Here is a 20538-nt window from a genome sequence, read left to right on the forward strand (position 1 = left end):
ATTGGATGATACGTATCGAGCTAAAATCCTTAAAATCTAAAAGCGATTTCCCTGGGGAAGAAATAGCTTTTTGGAACTATTTTTGGTTAAATTCAGAAATTGACGGATTTTTAAATCGCATATTTGTTCGAAATTCACCCGGGATAGCTTTCGCTTATGACTTTACAAAATCGATTTTGGTTTTTTTTGCCCCTTATTTTGATTCTTATGATGGGGATTCCTGTCATCAGCCAAGGACAACAAACGATCGATATCACCTCCATCAAAGTGGATGAACTGAGTGATGATCAGCTTGAGGAACTGCTTAGTCGGGCCAATGATTTGGGACTGAGCACTGCAGAATTTCTCCAAATGGCCCAACTGCGTGGCATGCCTGAGGTGGAAGTGGAAAAACTACGAAAGCGCTTTCAGGAGCTCGATGGAAGTGGAGCGAGTAGGCGATCTAGCAATGCTTCTCGCAGAGATCCCCGGCAGCAAATGGATCTCAATGAGATCACCCGTGGGTTGATCCAGCCTCAAGAATCCCTAAGCGAGGAAGGCACAAATCAAATCTTTGGCTCCAATCTTTTTTATCAAAAAAATCGTCGGCTCAGTTTTGAACCCAGTCTGAATCAGGCTACCCCAAAAAACTATATTCTCGGACCTGGTGATGTGGTGTATGTGGATATTTACGGGCAATCCGAGCAATATTATGAGGCAACGGTAAATCCTGATGGCTTCGTTCTTTTGGATAATATCGGCCCCATTTCAGTTTCAGGAAAAACGATTGAAGAGGCCTCCGGAATTATCAAAAACCGGGTAGCTGAATACTATCCCAGCCTTTCGGGAAGCAATCCATCCACCTTTCTCCAAGTCACCCTGGGAAATGTTCGAACCATCAAAGTACACATTCTCGGAGAAGTCCGGCTGCCAGGTACATTCACGCTCAGCGCTTTTTCCACTGTTTTCAATGCGCTTTACGCGGCAGGGGGGCCCAATGAAAACGGAACAATGCGGGAGATCAAAGTCATGCGGGACAATGAGCAAATCGCCTCTGTAGATCTGTACAATCTGCTAATTAATGGTCAAGCCAACTTGGATATTCAGCTTGAAGATCAAGATGTGATTTTGGTCAGTCCGTTTATTTCCCGAGTCAAAATCAAGGGGGAAGTCAAGCGACCTCTGACCTTTGAAATCAACCCTGAGGATACATTCGAAGATTTGTTGGATTATGCCGGAGGATTTACAGACTTGGCCTTTCAAGATCGGGTAGCCATATCCAGAGTGACTGGAAATCAACGCTCCGTTTCGGATGTATACAAAAACCAATTTGGGATGTTTATTCTCAAAGGCGGAGACGAAATCACCGTGGGTAAAGTTTTGGATCGATTCAGCAATCGTGTTCAAATTAAAGGAGCTGTATATCGGGAAGGGACATTTGCACTGAGTGAGGGGTTGACCTTGGGAAAATTGATTGAAAATGCCGATGGACTCCGAGGAGATGCGTATACCGAACAGGCCAGTATTTTAAGAACCAAAGCGGATTTGAGCTCAGAATTAATTCAAGTCAATCTTGATCAAATTTTGGCTGGAACGACCCAAGACATTGTGCTTCAGCGCGAGGATGTGATTCGGATTTCCAGCATTTATGATATTCAAAATGAGCGCTATGTACAGGTGCTCGGTGAAGTGAAGCGTCCGGGAGTTTATCCGTATTCGGAATCCATGACCGTGGAGGATTTATTGATTTCTGCTGGAGGATTGCAAGAATCTGCTAATCCCAATGACATTGAAATCGCCCGAAGAGTGGAAGATGTGGAGTTGGGAGCCCTCTCAACGATCATCCCCGTACAGGTCAATCCTAATTTAGCACCTTCAGAAAATTCAAAAATCATCTTGCCCTTTGATCAGGTGATTGTGCGGAAGCGGGCAAGCTTTACCATGCAAAAACTCGTTTCTGTGGAAGGTCAGGTGAATTCACCGGGGATTTTCTCCATCGAATCGGCTAGCGAGAGGATTTCGGATTTGGTGAATCGAGCTGGAGGTCTGAACCGATTTGCTTATGCCAAAGGGGCCACTTTGATTCGTCGGACGGAGTTTTTCAATACCGAATCCGAGCAGCTCAGAAGGCAGCGAAATTTGGAATCTCTTCGCCTTCAGCTTTTGGCTGACCCTACTAATTCTGAAGCGCAAGAGGAACTTTTGCAGCGCTTATTTAAGGATTTGCCTAAGGGCGTAGCCGACTCTGCCAATCAATGGGTACAGACCAAAAAGGAATCCTTGGATCAGATTGCTTCCGAAACGCCTGGGTTTGCGGTGAAGATTAAGGAAACAGAGGCGGTAGCCATTGATTTAGAAGAGATTCTTAAGAACCCGGGTTCGGAAAATGACTTGCTTCTGGAAGAAGGTGACGTTCTGTCTGTTCCCAAACTCCTTCAAACCATCCGGATGCGTGGGGATGTGGTTTACCCGACCACCCTTAGGTATCAAAGTGGTAAATCACTAAAATATTACATCAATCGGGCAGGAGGATTTGAGCGAAGAGCCAATCGAAAGCAAACCTATGTGGTTTACGCCAATGGAGCGGTTAAACGGACGACAGGGTTTTTGGGGATCCGGAAATATCCTATGATCGAACCTGGAGCTGAGGTGATTGTACCCACCAAAGGTCCAAAAATTCCACTTCGTCTTGGAGATGTAGTCGGGGTGACCACCGGATTGGCTACCTTGGCCTTGGTGCTTTCACAAATCAACTGGAATCAACCATGACGGGAAAACAGCATTTTTCTGACAATCAATGGACCTTCCGTGAGGTAATACTCAACCTGAACGAGTGGCTGGGGTATTTCCGCTTAAAATGGAAAGTGCTCTTGATTTCGCTTGCTCTGGGAGTCCTTCTGGGTGCTTTGGTGTCGATTTTTAAAAAGCCGGTTTTTCATGCCGAAACCTCCTTTGTCCTAGAGGAAGGAGATGGAAGCAGCATCGGGCAAATGTCTGGATTGGCCTCATTGGTTGGTGTCAATATTGGTTCTTTAGGAAGTACGAGTGGCCTTTTTCAGGGAGATAATATCATGGAGCTGTATAAATCCGACCGCATGCTTGGAGAGACCTTATTAAGCCCTTTTGATGAACATAGCCTGCTCATTGATCGTTATGTTAGCTTTGAAAAATTGGATAAAAAATGGGCATCCAAAGTGGACATTCCCGCAATGGATTTTTCTATTTCCCGTGATTTGTTCTCAGTCGCTCAAGACTCTGTGGTCAAAGAGGTCTCCAAACTTATTCGTGAAAATCAGCTTTCGGTAATCAAACCTGATCGGAAACTCAGCATCATTCAAGTGAGCATTTCCTCCAAAGACGAAAAATTTGCAAAAGTGTTTAACCAAACCCTGGTTGAAAAAGTAAACACGTTTTACTACGAAACAAAAACCAAAAAAACCGGAGAGAATCTCTCGATTCTACAAGCCCAAGCTGATTCGGTTCGAAAAATACTAGATGAAAGTATTGGAGAATACGCAGCTGCTACCGATCAGGTGCCTAATGCAAATCCCTTGCGAACCCGGGCAACCATCGAAAGCCGAAAACGCCAAATAGATGTCCAAGCCACGGGAGCAGTTTACGAGGAAGTGGTCAAAAATCTGGAAATAGCCAAGGTCAATCATCGCAACAATTCACCCCTGATACAAATCATAGATTCACCTAGATACCCCCTGAAGCGCAGTGAAATCCGATTGGTCAAAGGGATGGTTCTAGGGGCATTTATTACCTTTATTTTTGTCATTTTCTACCTTTATTTCCGCCGATTGTACCAAAAACATGTGCAGGAAGGCTAAACCATAGGCTGCATGTTTGAAAAACTCAATCAGCTTCTTCCTTTCGGAAATTACATCCGAAATAAATCCATCCAGAATTTTTTATTTCTGGCGGTGATCCAGTCCTCCAATGTGCTCATCTCGCTTATTTCCATGCCTTTGCTCATTCAGAATATTGGAGTGGATCAATTTGGATTGGTTAATTTGGCACTTTCCGTGATCGTTTTGCTCAATATTTTGGTGGGATTTGGGTATAATCTCAGTGCACCCCGAGAAGTGGCGGTCAATCAGGAGGACAAGGATGCCCTTTCTCATTTAGTATCAAATGTTTTCTCTGGGAAAATGCTGTTGGCAGGGATTGCCAGCATGTTGATTTTGGTTGGTGTTTTTGGCTTTGATCTCTTCAAGGAATATCAGATGATCTTGGTTTTTTCTGTGCTTCTACTCTTTTCGGAAGCCACCTTGCCCCTTTGGTTTTTTCAGGGCATGGAAAAAATGAAGTTGATCTCCATTGCCAACATTTTTTCCAAACTGCTTTTTCTGATGGGGATTGTCCTATTTATCCATGGTCCTGAGCAGAGTATGTGGGTTAATTTTATGATGGGTTTCTTCGGGCTTTCAATTAATTTACTGCTCCTAGGATATATTCATTCGTTTTTGGAAATCCGATTTTATCGCCCGGAGTTTACAGCGATCTGGACGAGTATCAAAAATAATGTGCTCCTCTTTTTCAGCAATTTGGCCAGCCATATTTCCATCAATGGAGGACTGATTATTCTGAGCTTTTTTTATTCGGGAGAAATTCTGGGCATGTATAGCCTGGCAGAGCGGATCGTCATGGTGATTCGTCTCTTCCCAGCTTTAATCATCCAAGCTGTATTTCCCAATTCAGCAAAACTGTACAAAGAAGATCGTTTAGCTTTTTTCCTATTTTTAAAACGAGTTTATATCCGTGTTCTCTTTGCCGGAGCCCTGATTTCTGGCTTGACATTTCTGCTTTCTCCTTGGGTAATCCGCGTACTTTCCCGCTCAGACCTACCTGCCTCTGTGCAATTTCTCCAACTTCTCTCTTTTGTTCCTTTTTTAGCCTGTCTCAATGTGGGAAATGTTACGCTTTTATTGGTGGCAGATTTGAAAAAGATTCTGTTTCGGGCGAGCTGGATGATGTGTGCATACATGATGATTGCATCCACTTTTTTGACCGCATCCATGGGAGGAGTTGGCTTATGTATCGGAATTCTTTCCACTGAACTGATGGTATTTCTGATCTGCCTGGTTTTATTATTCCATCACAAAAAAGATCTGCTGCGTGGCTTTTACTCCTGACATATCGGTTGCTATTATTTTAGTCAATTGGAATGGATTGAGCTTTACCAAAGCCTGTCTCCAATCCTTAAAAAAGGTGGATTTTCCAAGCTTCCGGGTGATTGTGGTCGATAATGCCTCCCGGGAAAATGAAGGTGAAATTTTGGAAGCAGAATTTCCTGAGATTCTCTTGATCCAAAGCCCAGAGAATCTAGGGTTTACCGGGGGGAATAATTTGGGGGTTAAAAAAGCTTTGGAAATGGGATTTTCCCATATCCTGCTGCTCAATAATGACACCCTAGTCGAACCGGATTTTTTGGGGAAGATGATGTTGAAAATGAATGAATCAGCTAAAATAGGTGTTGTTCAGCCTTTGATTTGTTTTTTGGGAAGCCCAAAAAAAATCTGGAGTGCCGGAGGAAAATGGAATGCTTTCCTCAGCCGTGCGATCACCAAGGGTGATCGGAAAAACCTTGAAAATTTTTCCCTTTCTGATCAAAAGCTGGATTGGGCGACGGGCTGCTGTATGCTGATTCGTAGGGAAGCAATTTTGGAATCTGGGCTTCTGCAAGAACAGTATTTTGCTTATTTTGAAGATGTGGAGTGGTCACTTCGCTTTGGCGAAAAAGGCTGGGAAATTCACCTGGACAGTCAGGCCAAAATTTACCATGAGGCCGGTGCCTCTTCAAAGAAAAAACATGCAGAAGGAACCCTGAGTCCTCGGGTTTTTTATTTCCATGTTCGCAATCAATTTTACCTGATTCGATCCAACAATCAATTTCCTGTTTTGGCCTACGGTTATCATTTTGTTCGATTTTTCAGTTGGATGAGTTATTTTATGATTCGAGGTCGGTTTCAAAAGGTAAGAGCTGTAGCAAAAGGCTTAAAGGATGGATTCACTACCGTACTTAACCCCGCACCAAGATGGCCCTAATTGCATTTTTATTGGTCGCCCTATCTGTGGGGGTTGGATTTCTTTGGACAGTTCAAAAGCTGATTTTCAAAGGAAAGTGGGCTTATTTCATTTATTTTTTGGCTGCTTTTCTCCCCTTCTATATCACGAGTTTAAGCGTTGTTTACCAAGGCACCCAATCCGGGCTGATCGTCGGAATTATTCAGTCCACTAAGGAAGTCATCATTCTCTTGGCCTTAAGTTCTTGGCTGATCCATCAACGAAAGCCTTTTGATTATCCTTTTCGACTTCAAAGTACCGATTACTTTTTAGTGGCACTTTTGAGTCTGGCTTTTGTCTTTTTGGTTTTGCCGATCGGCCAAGCGTCTTTTCTTAATAAAGCGCTGTACTATAAGAGTATGCTTATGCCAGGATTAGTTTATTTTCTGGGGAGGAATACGAATTTTAATCCGGAAGAAATTCACCGCTTATTTAAAATTATTTTCATGGTGACGATAGGTGCCTTTGCAGTCAATCTGGTCGAGCATTTTATTTTGAATGCACATCTGCAGCAATTCACAGGATATGCCCTTTTTAATCTCCACATCAATGATATCGAGCCACAGGGCAATTATGGGCTGACTTGGACCTTCGAGTCCACCAATGCGATGAAACGTTTGGGGAGTTTTTTTTCAGATCCACTTGAGCTGGCCAGTTCGGTATTGATGGGCTTTTCGGCCGGATTGATTTGGTTTTTGACTCAGCGAAAAGAATATACTTGGCCCTATTTACTAGTCATGTTTTGTAGTGTAGGAAGTTTAGTCTTCGCTTCCTCCAGAGCATCGTTTGCGGCTTTTTTTGTCATGCTGTTTTTTATCGCTTTGGTTTTTGGCCTGTATCGATTGATTGGATTTGGTATAGCTTCGGTATTCTCATTTTTGATTTACCTAGTCTATTTCGCATCAGAAGATCTTTATTTCTTTGTCATCGATACCATTACCCTGGCCGATACTTCCAGTGTGGGGCATGTGGTGGAATGGTTTTTGGCTTTGGATTCGATGATTGCCAATCCACTGGGAATCGGGCTTGCGATGAGTGGCAACTTTGGTAGTGTCAGTGAAGACCTGCGGGTGGGCGGTGAAAATCAGTTCCTGATTTATGGGGTACAATTGGGCTGGCTGGGTATGCTACTTTATATTGCTGCGCTTTTATCGGGGATCTATTTATCAATTCGGGTATTTAAACTTAGTGAAAATACCGCGGTAGCTCGCTTAGCCTTTGTCGCTGGAACGGTCAAGTTTGGCCTTTTGCTGCCCCTTTTTACTGCCAATGTGGAAATCTATACCTATGTTTCTTGGGTGAGCTGGTGGATGGTTGGCTTGAGCGTGAATGAATTTTCTAAACTAAAAATAAGCACATGATTTTACATAGAAATTGTCCCCTCTGCAAAGGGGAACAATTACTTGGGTTTGCGATGGATCTTAAGCGAAAGGGGCCTCATATTTCTAGGGTTAGGTGTAAAAATTGCAAGGTTTCCTTTGCTAACCCCATGGCTGATCAAAAGGAATTAAGGGACTACTATACTTCGTATTATGAGAAAGATCACTATGACTCTATGGCCTATAAACAGGTAATTTTAAAGGAGTTTCAAAAAATTCGATCCCAATCGAAAAAGGAAATTTTGGAAAGCACTAGATATCTTAATGAGTTAAGTCATGGAGCGGTGTTTCTTGATGTCGGCTGCGGCTTAGGTCTTGGACTGGCCTATGCCAATCAATTGGATTGTCAATTATACGCGACAGAATTTGATTCGGGAGCATTAGATTTTGTGCACAAGCATTTCTCGGTGGAAACTTTTCATGGGGATATAATGGATGCAAAATACCCCAATTCTTTTTTTGACTTCATCCATATGTCTCATGTAATCGAACATGTACTTGACCCCATAGCCTATATTCAGGAAATGAAAAGGATCGTAAAGCCAGGGGGAATCATTGCAATAGGTACCCCAAATCTTGGAAGCATGCTCTATACGTTTCATCGCTATTTTAATTTAATACAGATGAAGGTACCCGATATCATAGACGGAGTTGAGCATACCTTTATTTTTCCAAAAAGCACGCTGGCCAATCTTTGCAAAGAACTAGATCTTATCCTAGTTGATCATTATACCCATGGTTTGGGAGAAAAATTAAGTAATCTGCTCTCCTATCAATTGCCCATCCATAAAAAGGTAAATCGATTGATCCAGAACCTTTTTCAAGTAAACCAATGGATTATCTGCAAGACAATGAAGTAAATTTCTGGAATTTTTTTTCAAGCAGGATTAATCTAGAGGATTAATCAATCTTGCTACATTTGGATAAATTATTCTTTTCATTCAATCCATTACCCTTCTGTTTAAATGCCTTCCTCTTGTCCTGCCTGCCTTTCTGATCAAAAAACCTCCCTAATTGGGACTGAGCGGATGTATGGTTGGGGGGAGCAATTTGAGTATTTTGAGTGCAAAGACTGCAAATCGCTTTGGATAGCCGAAATACCTGAAGATTTGGGGCGATATTATCCTCAGGATTACTATGCCTTTGAGGAGGTTCGAGAAGATTCCGTTTTTAAAAAGTTTTTCAAAAGGTTGCGTTATCAATTATTTAAAAAGGGATGGATTCAAAAGGGCCCAGAATATTTCGACTGGATCAAAAACTTGGAGCTTCAAGAGGAGGACCGGATTGCAGACATTGGCTGTGGAGCGGGGGTTGCATTGCATCAACTGGCGTATTCTGGATTTAAAAATTTACAGGGATTTGATCCGTACATCAGACAGGAAACAAGAAGGCCCGGGTTAAGCATCTCTAAAAAATCACTTGAACAGCTCGAAGGTACATTTGATGTGGTGATGCTTCATCATAGTTTTGAGCATTTGCCAGATCCTAATATTGCTCTCAAACAATTGGTGAGGCTTTTGAATCGAGGAGGGAAACTCTTGATTCGGCTTCCGGTTACCGATGGCTTAGTTTGGCAAACTGAGCGCGAATTTTGGTTTCAACTGGATGCTCCCAGACACCTATTTATCCCCAGCCTTCGAGGAATGGAAATCTTAGGTAATCGACATGGATTACAACTCGAAAAAGTGGTATTTGATAGTACGGCCAGTCAGTTTTGGGGAACAGAGCTGTATAAAAGAAATGGAAATTTTATAACCTTTGATTTGAGTAGAAATTGTTCAACACAAGACTTAAAAAGTTTTGAAAAGAAGGCAAAAATTTTAAATGACATGAATAAGGGAGATCAGGCTGGATTTTACTTCAAACTATGACCGTACTTGAGAAATTAGAAAAAGAGGTTTTAAGTTCTTCCCAAAAAAGTGAACAGGACTATTTCCTATTTCATCAAAATCGATATCGGAGGTTTACCCGATTTTTAGAAAGCTACTTCGGGGAGAAATTGAACTCCGATGAAATATCTGTTCTCGATATCGGTAGTCATTACCTCCATTCTTCTGTTTTATTAGCTCAGTCAGGTTTTCAAGTAGAGGGCATGGATGTAGAGGAGTTCTGGGAACTCGACTTTGTTCGTGATAGAGGAAAGCGATTTGGGGTAAAGACTATAGTGGAAAACGATTTAGCAAAACTTTCCAGCTTTCAAGGAGTTTCAAGTAAGTACGATCTGATTGTTTTTAGCGAAATACTCGAGCACATCACATTTAACCCGATCCTATTTTGGAAAACGATCTATCAGATTCTGAAACCCGGGGGCATCGTATATATTTCAACACCGAATGCATTCGCTTTTCCTAATTTGATCAGAAATCTAAAAAACCTCTTTTTACTTAAGTCGATTGGGATTACAGTGGAGGATATTTTTTCAAAGGTGACCTATGGCCACCATTGGAAGGAATATTCTGCTAAAGAAGTGAAACACTACTTTTCAATGCTATCGGATGATTTTGAGGTTCAGGTCCACCCTTACCATTACAAAAATTACGAGCTCAAGCCTCCCTTTTTACTGTTTAAGCTTCTATCAAAAGTTGGAAATTTCACAAAAACTTTTGCAGATGATCTTGAGGTAATCGTTTCGCTGAAAGAGAAAACTAATTGGAAAATTGAACCTCCTTGCTATTGATTTTACTTTCTGGTGATTCCTTAGGAAATTAGCCAAAGGGGGTTAACCCAAAAAAGGTTTTCAACGTTGGGGTTTTTGATTTTGAAATGAAGAAAAAACCGCTTACCGAATCATTATTCGAGGGCTTGGATGAGGTTTTAGGAAAAGTTGATTGATCCCAATTCTCCCTATGAATTCAATTTTGGCACAGTTATAGGCTGGGTACTAACTTATAGCTAACTTGGATTCCAATTGATATCCTCCAATCCATACCTTGTAAACTAACTTCAACTAATAACTAGCCCTAATCTGTTGAAAGTCCTTCTTGATCTGCAATACCTCAATGTCGCCACTACCGGGATCAAGACCTATATGGTCGAGCTGGCTAAGGCAGCCCGTAAATATCCTCATCCTGAGGTTCAGTGGATTTTTACGCACGAACCCGAGGAGCAGGTTAAAGACGTCAAATTTAAGCTGCCTCAATCCAAACTGCAGCGCCTGAATTATCACCTGGATTATTTTCGATGGAAAGAATTTCAACTCCCGGATCTGGTCAAAAAACATGGGGTGGATGTACTCATTTGCCCTGATTTTGTCTCCCCAGCAGCCTCTTTAGCCTGTCGGAGGTTGACCGTCATTCACGATGCTTTTTTTTGGCAGATCCCGCAAAACTATCCCTCCTGGTGGCGTAAATATTTCATTAACCTCATCAAAAAAGGACTTAAGGAAAAAACCCATATCGTTACCACTACGGAGTATTCCAAAAACTCGCTGTTGCAATATTTAGGCTCTGAATGGCCGATTACAGCGATTTATCAGGCTCCAAAAGGGCTCAAAAATGCATCCGATCCTCAATTTTTAGCAAAAAACCAGTTGAAGGCTTCAGCCTATTTTATCCATATAGGCACCTTTGATCGTCGAAAAAACATCCCCCTTTTGGTCCAGGCTTTCTGGGGGTTTTTGCAGCGTACCCAATCCCAGAAAAAATTGGTTCTAGCCGGTGGTCCTGGTCAAAGTAAGCTAATGAATGACTTTCCAACTGTATTAAAATTGGTCGAAAAGCTCGGACTTCAAGGAAAAGTTCTAGTCACCGGTTACCTCAAAGACAGCGAAATCAAAGCCTTGTATGAAAAAGCGTTTGGCTATGTTTTTCCTTCAGAAAATGAAGGATTTGGTATTCCGATTTTAGAATCCATGGGATTTGGAGTACCGGTTATTCATTCCAACCAACCTGCACTTCTCGAGGTTGCCGGAGAGGCAGGATTAGCCTTTCAAACGGGAAGCTTGGAGGATTTGACCCAAAAATTAATTTTGCTAGATCAAGACAATTCCTTGCGAAAAAGCTTGATTCAAAAAGGAAAAGATCGGGCAGAAGACTTTTCGGCCAAAAAATTTATTGATGGCTTTTATCAGTTGATCCTTAACCCCAAATCTGCCGAATAGTGAAAATTTTGGCTTTACATTCTGGAGCCGATTTGTATGGTTCCTCTCGGATTTTTTTGCAGACCCTAGCGGTTTTCCGGTCCCAAAAAATGGAAATCCATGTCGTTTTGCCCCATCCCGGTCCTTTGGTAGAAATGTTAGCTGAGTTGGGAGTAAACGTTCATATCCAGAATCTAGGGATTCTCCGCAGAAAATATTTTACTCCATGGGGGATGTTCAATCGGCTCAAAAAATCCCTGTTGGCCTACCGGTTTTTAACTCGACTTCATCAAACTCATCAGTTCCGTTTCGTGTATTCCAATACGCTGGCAGTGACTGTAGGGGCATTTTGGGCCAAACGAAATCAAATGCCCCACACCTGGCATATTCATGAAATCATTCCAGGGCCCAAAATTCTCCTTCGATTTCTGAGGAATTTACTGGACCAAAGTAGCGCAGAACCCATTGCTGTTTCCCAAGCAGTGGCCGATCATTGGCAAAAGTATTTGAAAAAATCCCAAATTCAGGTGATTCATAACGGGATTTCCTACGAAGCTTTTTTAACAGCCCAACCAACTCTCAAGAAGGAACTGAAGCTGGATGAAAACACCGTGTTGATCGGCATGATTGGCCGAATCAATCCTGGCAAAGGGCAACTTTTCTTTCTTCAACTCGCCGAACTGTTACTTTCATCCCATCAAAACCTTCATTTTATATGCGTTGGAGATCCCTATCCCGGCTATGAGTGGATCTTAACAGAACTAATCAAAGAGATAAGAAATAAGAAATTAGAGGCAAAAATAAGTTATTTGGGGTTGAGAAGGGATATTCCTGAACTGATGGCTTCAATGGATATTTTTGTACTTCCATCGGTTTTACCCGATTCCTTTCCTACCGTCATTTTAGAAGCGATGGCTAGCGGAAAACCCATTGTGGCTACTCAATCCGGAGGTGCTTCCGAACTGGTACTGGCTGGAGAAACCGGTTTTTTGATTCCTATCGGAGATATTGAATCGGGAGTGAATGCGTTAAAAAAATTAATTGTTGATGAAAATCTTCGGAAAAGGATGGGTGAACGGGGCAGAAATCGCGTATTAGCGGAGTTTAGCCTGGAAACCTTCAAAGAAAAAATACAAAATCACCTATGGCAGCAACTGAGAAAAAAATGAAAGTAGCCATCATGGGTGCCAAAGGCTATCCTTACGTATATGGTGGGTATGATACCATGATCAAAGAACTTGGGGAGCGCTTGGTCCAAAAGGGAGTTCAAGTACGAGTTTACAATCATCGCGCACTTTTTTTAGAAAAACCCCGCTTTGTCAATGGGATCGAATGCATCTATACCCCGGCAATCGAGTCTAAAAGTCTGACCCAATTAACCCACACTTTTTTCTCCATGGTTCATGCTTGCTTTTCGGATGTGGATGTGATTTTTGTAGTCAATTCTGGAAATGGACCCTTTGGGTTGATTTCAAAAATCTTCCGCAAACCAACCGCTATCAATGTGGATGGATTGGAATGGCTTCGGCCCAAATGGAAAGGTTTAGGGGCAAGGTATTTCTACTGGGCTTCCAAAATGGCTACCCAATTCTATGATCAACTGATCAATGATTCGGATGAAATGAGAAGGGTATATCTGGAGCTTTTCAAAACAGATTCCAAAGTGATCGCATATGGGGCTAATCCCAAAGAAAATGTGGGACCTGAACCGTTAAAAAAGTGGAATTTGGATACTAGAGGCTATTTTTTGATTGTGGGGCGACTCGTCCCGGATAACAATGCCGACTTGATTATTGAGGGATTTTTAAGATCCAATTCTAGTAGGGTTTTAGTTGTGGTTGGGGATGTACCCTTCTCCGATCCTTGGGCCAATTCCCTAAAAAAAATTCAAGATCCCCGTTTAGTGTTTACGGGTTATGTGACTGACCCGAATGAGTTGGCGGCGTTGTATTCACACTGTTACTGCTATTTTCATGGACACGAATTCGGGGGAACCAATCCCGCGATGTTAAAAGCACTGGGCTATGGCTGTGCCATTTTAGCTTTAGATACCCCATTTAACCAAGAAATGTTGCAAAACGGAAAGCATGGTTGGTATTTTGACAAAAATCCGGCATCGGTAAAACAACTTGTCGAAAAAGCAGAAGGGGAAGCTGATCGCATGGATCAGCTCAGAAAAACGGCCCAATCAGGGCTCACTCAAAAGTACAACTGGGATTATGTGGCTGATCAGTATTTAGAGGTGTTTAAGGAATTGGCTGGTCGATAGTTTTAATCCTAAGGAATATGCCAGGGGAGTAATTTTTTCACGAAATCCGACTCCAATTTACTGCAGTTTTCTTCTGACTTCTCACCTGCCGGAGAATGGGTTGGTGTTGAGGTAAACTTAAATTGGGATCTTCTTGCAAAACCTGCTGCGCAGCCTCTCTTGCCAAAGTCAAAATTGGGGCGTCTTTACTCAGGTCAGCGATCAGCAAATCGGTAATACCGCTTTGCTGTGTTCCCATTAGATCTCCCGGTCCTCTGAGCCTTAGGTCCACATCTGCAATTTCAAAACCATCATTGGTTCGGACCATGGTCTCTAAACGAATCCGAGAGTCTTTGGAAAGTTCGTATTTACTCATCAGTATGCAATAGCTTTGCTCCGCTCCCCGTCCGACTCGGCCTCGTAACTGATGCAGCTGGGAAAGGCCAAATCGCTCCGCATTTTCGATGACCATCACCGAAGCATTGGGGACATTCACGCCGACCTCGATGACGGTGGTGGCCACCATGATTTTGGTTTCCCCTTTGACAAAGCGCTGCATCTCATATTCTTTATCCTGTGCTTTTTGAGAGCCGTTGACGATACTGAGTGGGTATTGGGGGAAAGCTCGGGCAATACTCTCATAGCCATCCATGAGATTTTTCAAATCCAAGGTTTCCGACTCTTCAATCAAAGGATAAACGATGTATACTTGTCTCCCTTTTTTAATTTCCTGATTGAGAAAACCAAAAACCTTCAGTCGATCTTTATCATAGCGATGTACGGTCTGGATGGGCTTTCTTCCCGCAGGCAATTCATCAATGACCGATACATCCAAATCCCCATAAAGGGTCATTGCCAGGGTTCTGGGAATTGGCGTTGCGGTCATTACCAAGACATGAGGATAGAAATTCTCATTTTTGGCCCAGAGCTTAGCCCGCTGAGCGACCCCAAAGCGATGTTGCTCATCTACGATGGCCAGGCCTAAATTCTTGAATTGGACCACATCTTCTAAAAGTGCATGAGTGCCGATCAAAATTTTGAGTTCGCCCGATACCAAATCCTCATGAATGATCTTCCTGCTTGATTTTTTCACTGAGCCTGTGAGTAAGGCGATTTTTATTCCCATCAGGTCTGCATATTCTTTGAGTCCTTCGTAATGTTGATTTGCTAATATCTCTGTAGGGGCCATCAAACAGGCTTGGGCTCCCGAACTGATCGCAATCAAGGCACAAATGAATGCCACCATAGTTTTGCCACTACCCACATCCCCTTGGATCAATCGGTTCATCTGCTTACCGGATTTCATATCCTGATAAGCCTCCCGAATCACCCGTTTTTGCGCTCCTGTGAGTTCGAAAGGGATATGATTCTGATAAAAATCCGTGAGTAGTTCGGTGTGGTCCAAGACTTGTCCCCGGTATTTGTCGATTCGGGCAACTTTCATCATCAACAGCCTCAATTGCAAGAAGAAAAACTCTTCGAATTTGAGCCGTTTTCTGGCATTTTGTAAAAGAGAAGGCTCAGTCGGGAAGTGGATCTGTCTTACCGCTTCTCGCTTTCCGATGAGTTGATAGTGGGTTAAAATATCCTCGGGAAGGGATTCCTGAATGTGGGCATAACTTACCTGAACGAGCTGCTCCATGATTTTGGAGATTCCCCTTGAATCCAAATAGCGTGCTCGAAGTTTTTCGGTCGTTGAATAGACCGGTTGAAAGGTATTGCGCTTTTCCGAGGACTGGGTCAAAGGCTCCATTTCTGGATGGGCAATACTCCATTTCCGCCCAAAAAGTGCCGGTTTTCCAAAAAAGATATAGACTGCTCCTGCTGGCAATTTCTTTTGAACCCATTGAATTCCTTTGAACCAGGTCATTTCCATTTCACCTGTCTCATCGGCTACATGGGCAACCAATCGTTTTTTGTTTCCCATTCCGATCAACTCTACTTTCTGAATTCGGGCGATCACTTGGACATTTTCGAGTTCGGCGTGGAGTTGTCTGATTTTGTAAAACTTACTCCTGTCTTCGTAGCGAAAAGGATAATGTTGCAGCAAGTCTCCATAGGTGAAAATAGACAGTTCCTTATTGAGCAATTCAGCTTTTTGAGGACCTACCCCTTTGAGGAATTCTATTTTGGTGTCGAAAAATCCGGACAAGGCAATTTTAATTAGCAAAGGGCAATTTACTGCAGCAGGTAAAAACTTACTAAGCTTTGGACACTTATTGTCGAGCAGGTCGTGTTTTTTTCCAAATGTCTTGGAGTTGATCTCGTTTTTGCTGCTGATCACGGAGCAAAATCATTTGATTTTTTGCACGATGAAGATTCTGCTCTGAATAATGAACCCGATAGTAGATATTGCCCAAAACATGATCGGTAAAAAACCGGAGCCCCATCAAGGCAGTCATCACTTCCCCTCCAAGTAATAAAGACTTCAGTTCTTCAGCATGGACCGCTTGACCCAAGCCACTGATATACCCTTTCAAAAGTGCTTCAAAAATTTCAGGTACCAAAGCTACATTTTCCCAATCGGTTTGAGTTTCAGATCGACTGCAGGCCATCGTACGGACCAAATCCCCAAAATCATACATCAGGTATCCGGGCATCACCGTATCCAAATCAATGAGTGCGACTACTCGATCCAGCTTTTCGGCGAAAATCAGATTATTGATTTTGGTGTCATTATGGATGACTCGGAGGGGTAGAACTTGGATTTGTTTTTGGTATTGTTCGATTAAGGGAGATTGGCTTAGGTAAAACTCCAGTAGGTTTTTCTCTTCATCGGTCCAGCTAGTCTTAGATTTTGCAGCCTGCTCAAGTTGCTCATACCGAAGATCAAGACGATGAAAGTCCGGGATGGTTTCTTGATAGTTGCTTAGCGTATTTTGGGCGGTAGCTTGAGCAAATGCTCCATAAGCACGAGCTGCAATACCTGCCAAATTGGGATCTTTGGTCTCCTGAATAGTCACTCCCTCGATAAAATCAAATAGCCGGTAAAGTTTACCTTCAAACTGCAAAATTTCTTTGCCTTCCTCCGTGCTTTTGGGTAGGGGTAGAATAAAGGGAAGTTCCTTTCCCTCGAGATCTGATTTTAAGTGGGAAAGGTTGGCGGCGATTCGTTCAGGAAACCGGAAAACTGAAGTATTGAAGCCCTGAAGAACAAATTTGCCTTTGGGGGAAATGAGTAGAAAAGTGTCATGAATCAAGCCTTCTCCGAGCGGTTCAAAGGTAAATTGATCCAAGTTATAGGAACTGGAAACCTGGTGCTGAAGGGATTGGTCCATATGCAAAATTAGAAGTTGATTTGAAAATGAGATGGAGAAATCAATGGGTATACAAAAATGAAAGAAGAAACAAGAAAGCGAAACTGTTTTTAAAAATTATTATAAAAGTTAAATGACATTTAGCCAAAATTTTGTTAATTGGCTGATTCAAATTAACCCAAAACCTATGAATGTTTCTGCGATCGACTGGGCGATTATAGCCGCCTTTTTTGTGATCTCATTATTGATTGGATTAGTTACGTCCAAAAAGGCCGGCTCTTCGGCCAAAGAGTTTTTCTTATCAGGAAGGAATATGCCGTGGTGGCTTTTGGGGGTTTCTATGGTTGCGACTACTTTTTCTGCCGATACACCCAATCTAGTGACCGATATCGTCCGCAAAAACGGCGTTGCAGGGAACTGGGCATGGTGGGCATTTTTGTTAACCGGCATGTTGACGGTTTTTGTCTATGCCAAACTTTGGAGACGGTCGGAAGTGACCACGGATTTGGAATTTTACGAATTGCGCTATTCTGGAAAAGGAGCAGCATTTTTACGCGGTTTTAGAGCCATTTATTTGGGGGTGTTTTTCAACGTAGTCATCATGGCTACTGTCTCACTTGCCGCAATCAAAATCGGGGGAGTCATGCTCGGTCTCAGTCCTGTACAGACCCTATTGATTGCTTCAGTGGTCACGGTGGTTTATAGTTCCTTGGGCGGATTAAAAGGGGTTTTGTTGACGGATTTCTTCCAGTTTTTCATTGCCATGATTGGATCTTTTGGGGCGGCCTATTTTATATTGGATTTACCGGAAATCGGCTCATTAACCAACCTTCTCACTCATGCCAATGTGGTGGATAAATTGGATTTTGTCCCAGACTTTCAAGATCCGAATGTTTACATTCCTTTGTTTATTCTTCCCATTGCCATCCAATGGTGGGCCACTTGGTATCCTGGTGCTGAGCCGGGCGGTGGAGGCTACATTGCCCAGCGAATGCTCTCGGCTAAAGATGAACGAAATGCGGTAGGGGCTACCTTGTTTTTCAATATTGCTCATTATGCTTTACGACCGTGGCCCTGGATTTTGATCGCTTTGTCTTCCTTGGTGATTTTTCCCAACATCAGTGATATGCAGGCAGCTTTCCCCCAAATTCCAGTCGATAAACTGGGAGATGATTTAGCCTATTCTGCGATGTTGACCTACTTACCGACGGGTTTGATTGGGATCGTTTTGGCCTCATTGATTGCAGCGGTGATGTCCACGCTTTCAACCCATTTGAATTGGGGATCCTCTTACATTGTCAATGATTTTTACCTGAGATTTGTGAAACCCGAGGCAAGCGACAAAGAATTAGTCACCATCGGAAGAGTTTCCACGGTAGGATTGATGGTGCTTTCTGCAGTTTTGGCCTTAGCCCTTTCTTCTGCCTTGGATGCCTTTAATATTTTGCTTCAGATCGGAGCGGGAACTGGCTTGATTTTCATCCTTCGTTGGTTTTGGTGGAGAATCAATGCCTACACCGAAATCTCTGCGATGGCGATTTCTTTTGTGGTCGCAATTTTCTTTGAAGTAATCAACCCCAAAGTCAACTGGATCCTTATTCCAGAAAATCAAGCCTATCTGAAACTGGTTTACTCCGTTTCCATTACTACTGTCGGTTGGCTATTGGTTACTTTCTTGACTCGACCCGAAAAAGACGAAGTCCTGTTGAGTTTCTACCGAAAAGTATATCCGGCTTCCTTTGGCTGGAAAAAAGTCTTAGACCGATATCCTGAGGAAAAACAAAGCATCGGCCAGCTTCCCAAAGAAATTGGGTTGATGCTCATCGGATCGATTATGGTCTATGCCGCACTCTTTGCGACAGGCTTTTGGATCTACGGAGAAGTTTTAGGAGGAGTCATTGCCACCCTGGTCGCACTTGCGGGAGGGGCTATCATTATTAAATCCTGGAAAAATATCCGTTAATTTTCAAATTTTACCGAGTTCATCAGGTGGGCCATATCCACCTTGATGAATTCGATTACTGGTGCGAGTGAATCATTTTTCATCGCCGTATTAAAATAGAGCGCACCGCGTAAAAAATGATCCGTGGAATCGGTTACAAAAAACTGAAACTGTGTTGGAACTTCTCCGCTGAGTTCGGCTACCACTCCGGTGTAACCATTCGGAGTAGCAATCACCGATTCTTCGATTCCATAGGCTTTTACTTGATGCTCAGAAGTAAGTTTAAAAGCATCCATGGCCAAGGTTTTAAAATCCACATTTTTCCCATCAATTGCCTTATAGGTTAGGTGAACCTTGGCTCCAAAGTCCTGATAGTTAAGATTGATCCAGTATTTTTCATCTAGATTAAAAGAGTCCTGTTCAATAAGGCTATGCTCGGAAAATTCAAAGGTGTAGGGAAAATCCTGACCTAATTCTTGAAATTGATGAACAGGAAGATCGATTCGATTATACCCTTTTGGCTTGGGTAAATAGGGGTTTTGGCAGCTCAAGCAAAAAATTAGTAGGATTACCGGAATTTTAAGGAAATACTTCATGGGGTAAAATTACGATTCGTATTTGATATGAAGATTGAAAGGTCGAAATTTAACCAACAAACCAAAAAAAATGATATGAAAACAGGATTCAATACCCTACTGAAAACCCTACTTTCTGGGTTGATGTTGATTGCCTACACTTCGGTTTCGGCACAGACTACCATGGACGAGTTTTTGTCTAAATGGGAGAATAGCAAGCAGTTTACACTTGATGTATTGGACAAAATGCCGGATTCAGGCATGGATTACAAAACAGACCCAGAAGCGATGAGCTTCAAGGAGCAAATCCATCATATTGGTTCAGCGGTGGTGGGAATTTCTCAAGGCTTTTTACTAGGACAAGACCCGGGTTTCAGCATTGAACTGGCTTCAGCGACGAAAGCAGAATTAGCTGATTATGTCAGCAAAAGCTTTGATTACGCTGCCAAAACGATGAAAGCACTTCCGGCAGAAAAGGCAGGAGAAGTCATCGAGGTTTTTGGAAACCAAGTGAGCAGAAGACAAGTTATGGCTCTTTTGATGGATCATTCCACGCATCACCGAGGAGCGGCGATTGCTTATCTTCGAGCTAATGGAGTAGAACCTCCTGCTTTTGTTGGGTTTTAATTTTACCTCGATTTCCTAAAATAAGGCCAGCGATTTTCACTGGCCTTATTTTTAGGGATCGAATTTAAAGCTGACCTCAAAAATGGTCAAAGGTTTTATTCGCTGTGAGAATTCCGAATGAAGGGAATTGAATCATCTAAATTACCTCCTCCCCTCCTAGTGGACTCCGCCCCAGGAAAGCCCTGCTCACATCCTTTCCTTTTGCTCACTCCGGTAAGGTTTGTTGAGAGGACCTAAGGATTACCGACCTTCCAAGGCGGAATTTTTGGAACGTAGCCATTCTGAAAACATTTTCTCCGAGCCAAAAATCCAAAACACAACGGAATATCTGATCCCTATCAAACAAACGTTTGGTGAAGGCCTTGTTTTGCTTTCTGTCTTCTA

At 42.6% G+C, this 20538-nt stretch carries 16 protein-coding genes; 13 read left to right on the top strand and 3 right to left on the bottom strand.

Translation table 11 applies throughout. From position 1 onward, the window contains the following. Positions 1-186: 186 nt before the first annotated feature. From Q0L00_RS16680 to Q0L00_RS16730, 11 genes are all read left to right on the top strand, one after another. On the top strand, positions 187-2748 hold the full coding sequence (locus Q0L00_RS16680; RefSeq protein ID WP_363318561.1) for an SLBB domain-containing protein: 2562 nt from the start codon (positions 187-189) through the stop codon (positions 2746-2748). Continuing rightward, positions 2745-3812 carry an exopolysaccharide biosynthesis protein gene (locus Q0L00_RS16685; RefSeq protein WP_297338028.1) on the top strand — a complete coding sequence of 356 codons (1068 nt, stop codon included), beginning with the start codon at positions 2745-2747 and terminating at the stop codon, positions 3810-3812. Before Q0L00_RS16680 ends, Q0L00_RS16685 begins: the two co-directional genes overlap by 4 nt. 12 nt (positions 3813-3824) lie before the next feature. Then, positions 3825-5117, top strand: coding sequence for an oligosaccharide flippase family protein (locus Q0L00_RS16690; protein WP_297338029.1), 1293 nt, complete (start codon positions 3825-3827; stop codon positions 5115-5117). Beyond that, positions 5101-6030, top strand: a complete 930-nt coding sequence (locus tag Q0L00_RS16695) for a glycosyltransferase family 2 protein (RefSeq protein ID WP_297338030.1) — start codon at positions 5101-5103, stop codon at positions 6028-6030. Before Q0L00_RS16690 ends, Q0L00_RS16695 begins: the two co-directional genes overlap by 17 nt. Next, complete coding sequence (locus Q0L00_RS16700) at positions 6021-7409, top strand: O-antigen ligase domain-containing protein (protein WP_297338031.1); 1389 nt, start codon at positions 6021-6023, stop codon at positions 7407-7409. Before Q0L00_RS16695 ends, Q0L00_RS16700 begins: the two co-directional genes overlap by 10 nt. A gap of 128 nt (positions 7410-7537) precedes the next feature. Then, positions 7538-8287, top strand: a complete 750-nt coding sequence (locus tag Q0L00_RS16705; RefSeq protein ID WP_297338032.1) for a class I SAM-dependent methyltransferase — start codon at positions 7538-7540, stop codon at positions 8285-8287. A 105-nt stretch (positions 8288-8392) separates the two neighbouring features. Further along, positions 8393-9298: a class I SAM-dependent methyltransferase gene (locus Q0L00_RS16710; protein WP_297338033.1), complete on the top strand. Its 906-nt coding sequence runs from the start codon at positions 8393-8395 to the stop codon at positions 9296-9298. Continuing rightward, the gene (locus Q0L00_RS16715) at positions 9295-10104 is read left to right on the top strand and encodes a class I SAM-dependent methyltransferase (RefSeq protein ID WP_297338034.1); all 810 of its coding nucleotides are present in this window, start codon (positions 9295-9297) and stop codon (positions 10102-10104) included. The genes Q0L00_RS16710 and Q0L00_RS16715 overlap by 4 nt, the downstream gene beginning before the upstream one ends. A gap of 291 nt (positions 10105-10395) precedes the next feature. Then, complete coding sequence (locus tag Q0L00_RS16720; protein WP_297338035.1) at positions 10396-11526, top strand: glycosyltransferase family 1 protein; 1131 nt, start codon at positions 10396-10398, stop codon at positions 11524-11526. Continuing rightward, positions 11526-12674: a glycosyltransferase family 4 protein gene (locus tag Q0L00_RS16725; RefSeq protein WP_297338036.1), complete on the top strand. Its 1149-nt coding sequence runs from the start codon at positions 11526-11528 to the stop codon at positions 12672-12674. The genes Q0L00_RS16720 and Q0L00_RS16725 overlap by 1 nt, the downstream gene beginning before the upstream one ends. After that, positions 12671-13774, top strand: coding sequence for a glycosyltransferase (locus Q0L00_RS16730; protein ID WP_297338037.1), 1104 nt, complete (start codon positions 12671-12673; stop codon positions 13772-13774). Before Q0L00_RS16725 ends, Q0L00_RS16730 begins: the two co-directional genes overlap by 4 nt. Positions 13775-13811: 37 nt before the next feature. Here Q0L00_RS16730 and recG read toward each other — a convergent pair whose 3' ends face one another. Next, positions 13812-15905: an ATP-dependent DNA helicase RecG gene (gene recG / locus Q0L00_RS16735; RefSeq protein ID WP_297338038.1), complete on the bottom strand. Its 2094-nt coding sequence runs from the start codon at positions 15903-15905 to the stop codon at positions 13812-13814. A gap of 64 nt (positions 15906-15969) precedes the next feature. Beyond that, on the bottom strand, positions 15970-17031 hold the full coding sequence (locus tag Q0L00_RS16740; protein ID WP_297338039.1) for an aminoglycoside phosphotransferase family protein: 1062 nt from the start codon (positions 17029-17031) through the stop codon (positions 15970-15972). Between the two features lie 166 nt (positions 17032-17197). Here Q0L00_RS16740 and Q0L00_RS16745 point away from each other — a divergent pair, with 166 nt between their 5' ends. After that, positions 17198-18973, top strand: coding sequence for a sodium:solute symporter family protein (locus Q0L00_RS16745; protein ID WP_297338040.1), 1776 nt, complete (start codon positions 17198-17200; stop codon positions 18971-18973). Here the strand turns inward: Q0L00_RS16745 and gldD are convergent. Then, positions 18970-19548: a gliding motility lipoprotein GldD gene (gldD, locus tag Q0L00_RS16750; protein ID WP_297338041.1), complete on the bottom strand. Its 579-nt coding sequence runs from the start codon at positions 19546-19548 to the stop codon at positions 18970-18972. The two genes, Q0L00_RS16745 and gldD, sit on opposite strands and share 4 nt — an antisense overlap. A gap of 75 nt (positions 19549-19623) precedes the next feature. On the opposite strand from gldD, the gene Q0L00_RS16755 reads away from it, so the two are divergent. After that, the gene (locus Q0L00_RS16755) at positions 19624-20154 is read left to right on the top strand and encodes a DinB family protein (RefSeq protein ID WP_297338042.1); all 531 of its coding nucleotides are present in this window, start codon (positions 19624-19626) and stop codon (positions 20152-20154) included. Positions 20155-20538: the final 384 nt, after the last annotated feature.

Origin of the sequence: Algoriphagus sp. (assembly GCF_024305035.1) — a bacterium.
In the GTDB taxonomy this organism is placed as follows: domain Bacteria; phylum Bacteroidota; class Bacteroidia; order Cytophagales; family Cyclobacteriaceae; genus Algoriphagus.

Excerpts from the sequence above, each read along its gene's own strand:
- Q0L00_RS16685 (WP_297338028.1), top strand. The coding sequence starts at position 2,745 with ATGACGGGAAAACAGCATTTTTCTGACAATCAATGGACCTTCCGTGAG.
- Q0L00_RS16690 (WP_297338029.1), top strand. The coding sequence starts at position 3,825 with ATGTTTGAAAAACTCAATCAGCTTCTTCCTTTCGGAAATTACATCCGA.
- Q0L00_RS16700 (WP_297338031.1), top strand. The coding sequence starts at position 6,021 with ATGGCCCTAATTGCATTTTTATTGGTCGCCCTATCTGTGGGGGTTGGA.
- Q0L00_RS16705 (WP_297338032.1), top strand. The coding sequence starts at position 7,538 with ATGGCTGATCAAAAGGAATTAAGGGACTACTATACTTCGTATTATGAG.
- Q0L00_RS16710 (WP_297338033.1), top strand. The coding sequence starts at position 8,393 with ATGCCTTCCTCTTGTCCTGCCTGCCTTTCTGATCAAAAAACCTCCCTA.
- Q0L00_RS16715 (WP_297338034.1), top strand. The coding sequence starts at position 9,295 with ATGACCGTACTTGAGAAATTAGAAAAAGAGGTTTTAAGTTCTTCCCAA.
- Q0L00_RS16730 (WP_297338037.1), top strand. The coding sequence starts at position 12,671 with ATGAAAGTAGCCATCATGGGTGCCAAAGGCTATCCTTACGTATATGGT.
- Q0L00_RS16740 (WP_297338039.1), bottom strand. The coding sequence starts at position 17,031 with ATGGACCAATCCCTTCAGCACCAGGTTTCCAGTTCCTATAACTTGGAT.
- Q0L00_RS16745 (WP_297338040.1), top strand. The coding sequence starts at position 17,198 with ATGAATGTTTCTGCGATCGACTGGGCGATTATAGCCGCCTTTTTTGTG.
- gldD (WP_297338041.1), bottom strand. The coding sequence starts at position 19,548 with ATGAAGTATTTCCTTAAAATTCCGGTAATCCTACTAATTTTTTGCTTG.
- Q0L00_RS16755 (WP_297338042.1), top strand. The coding sequence starts at position 19,624 with ATGAAAACAGGATTCAATACCCTACTGAAAACCCTACTTTCTGGGTTG.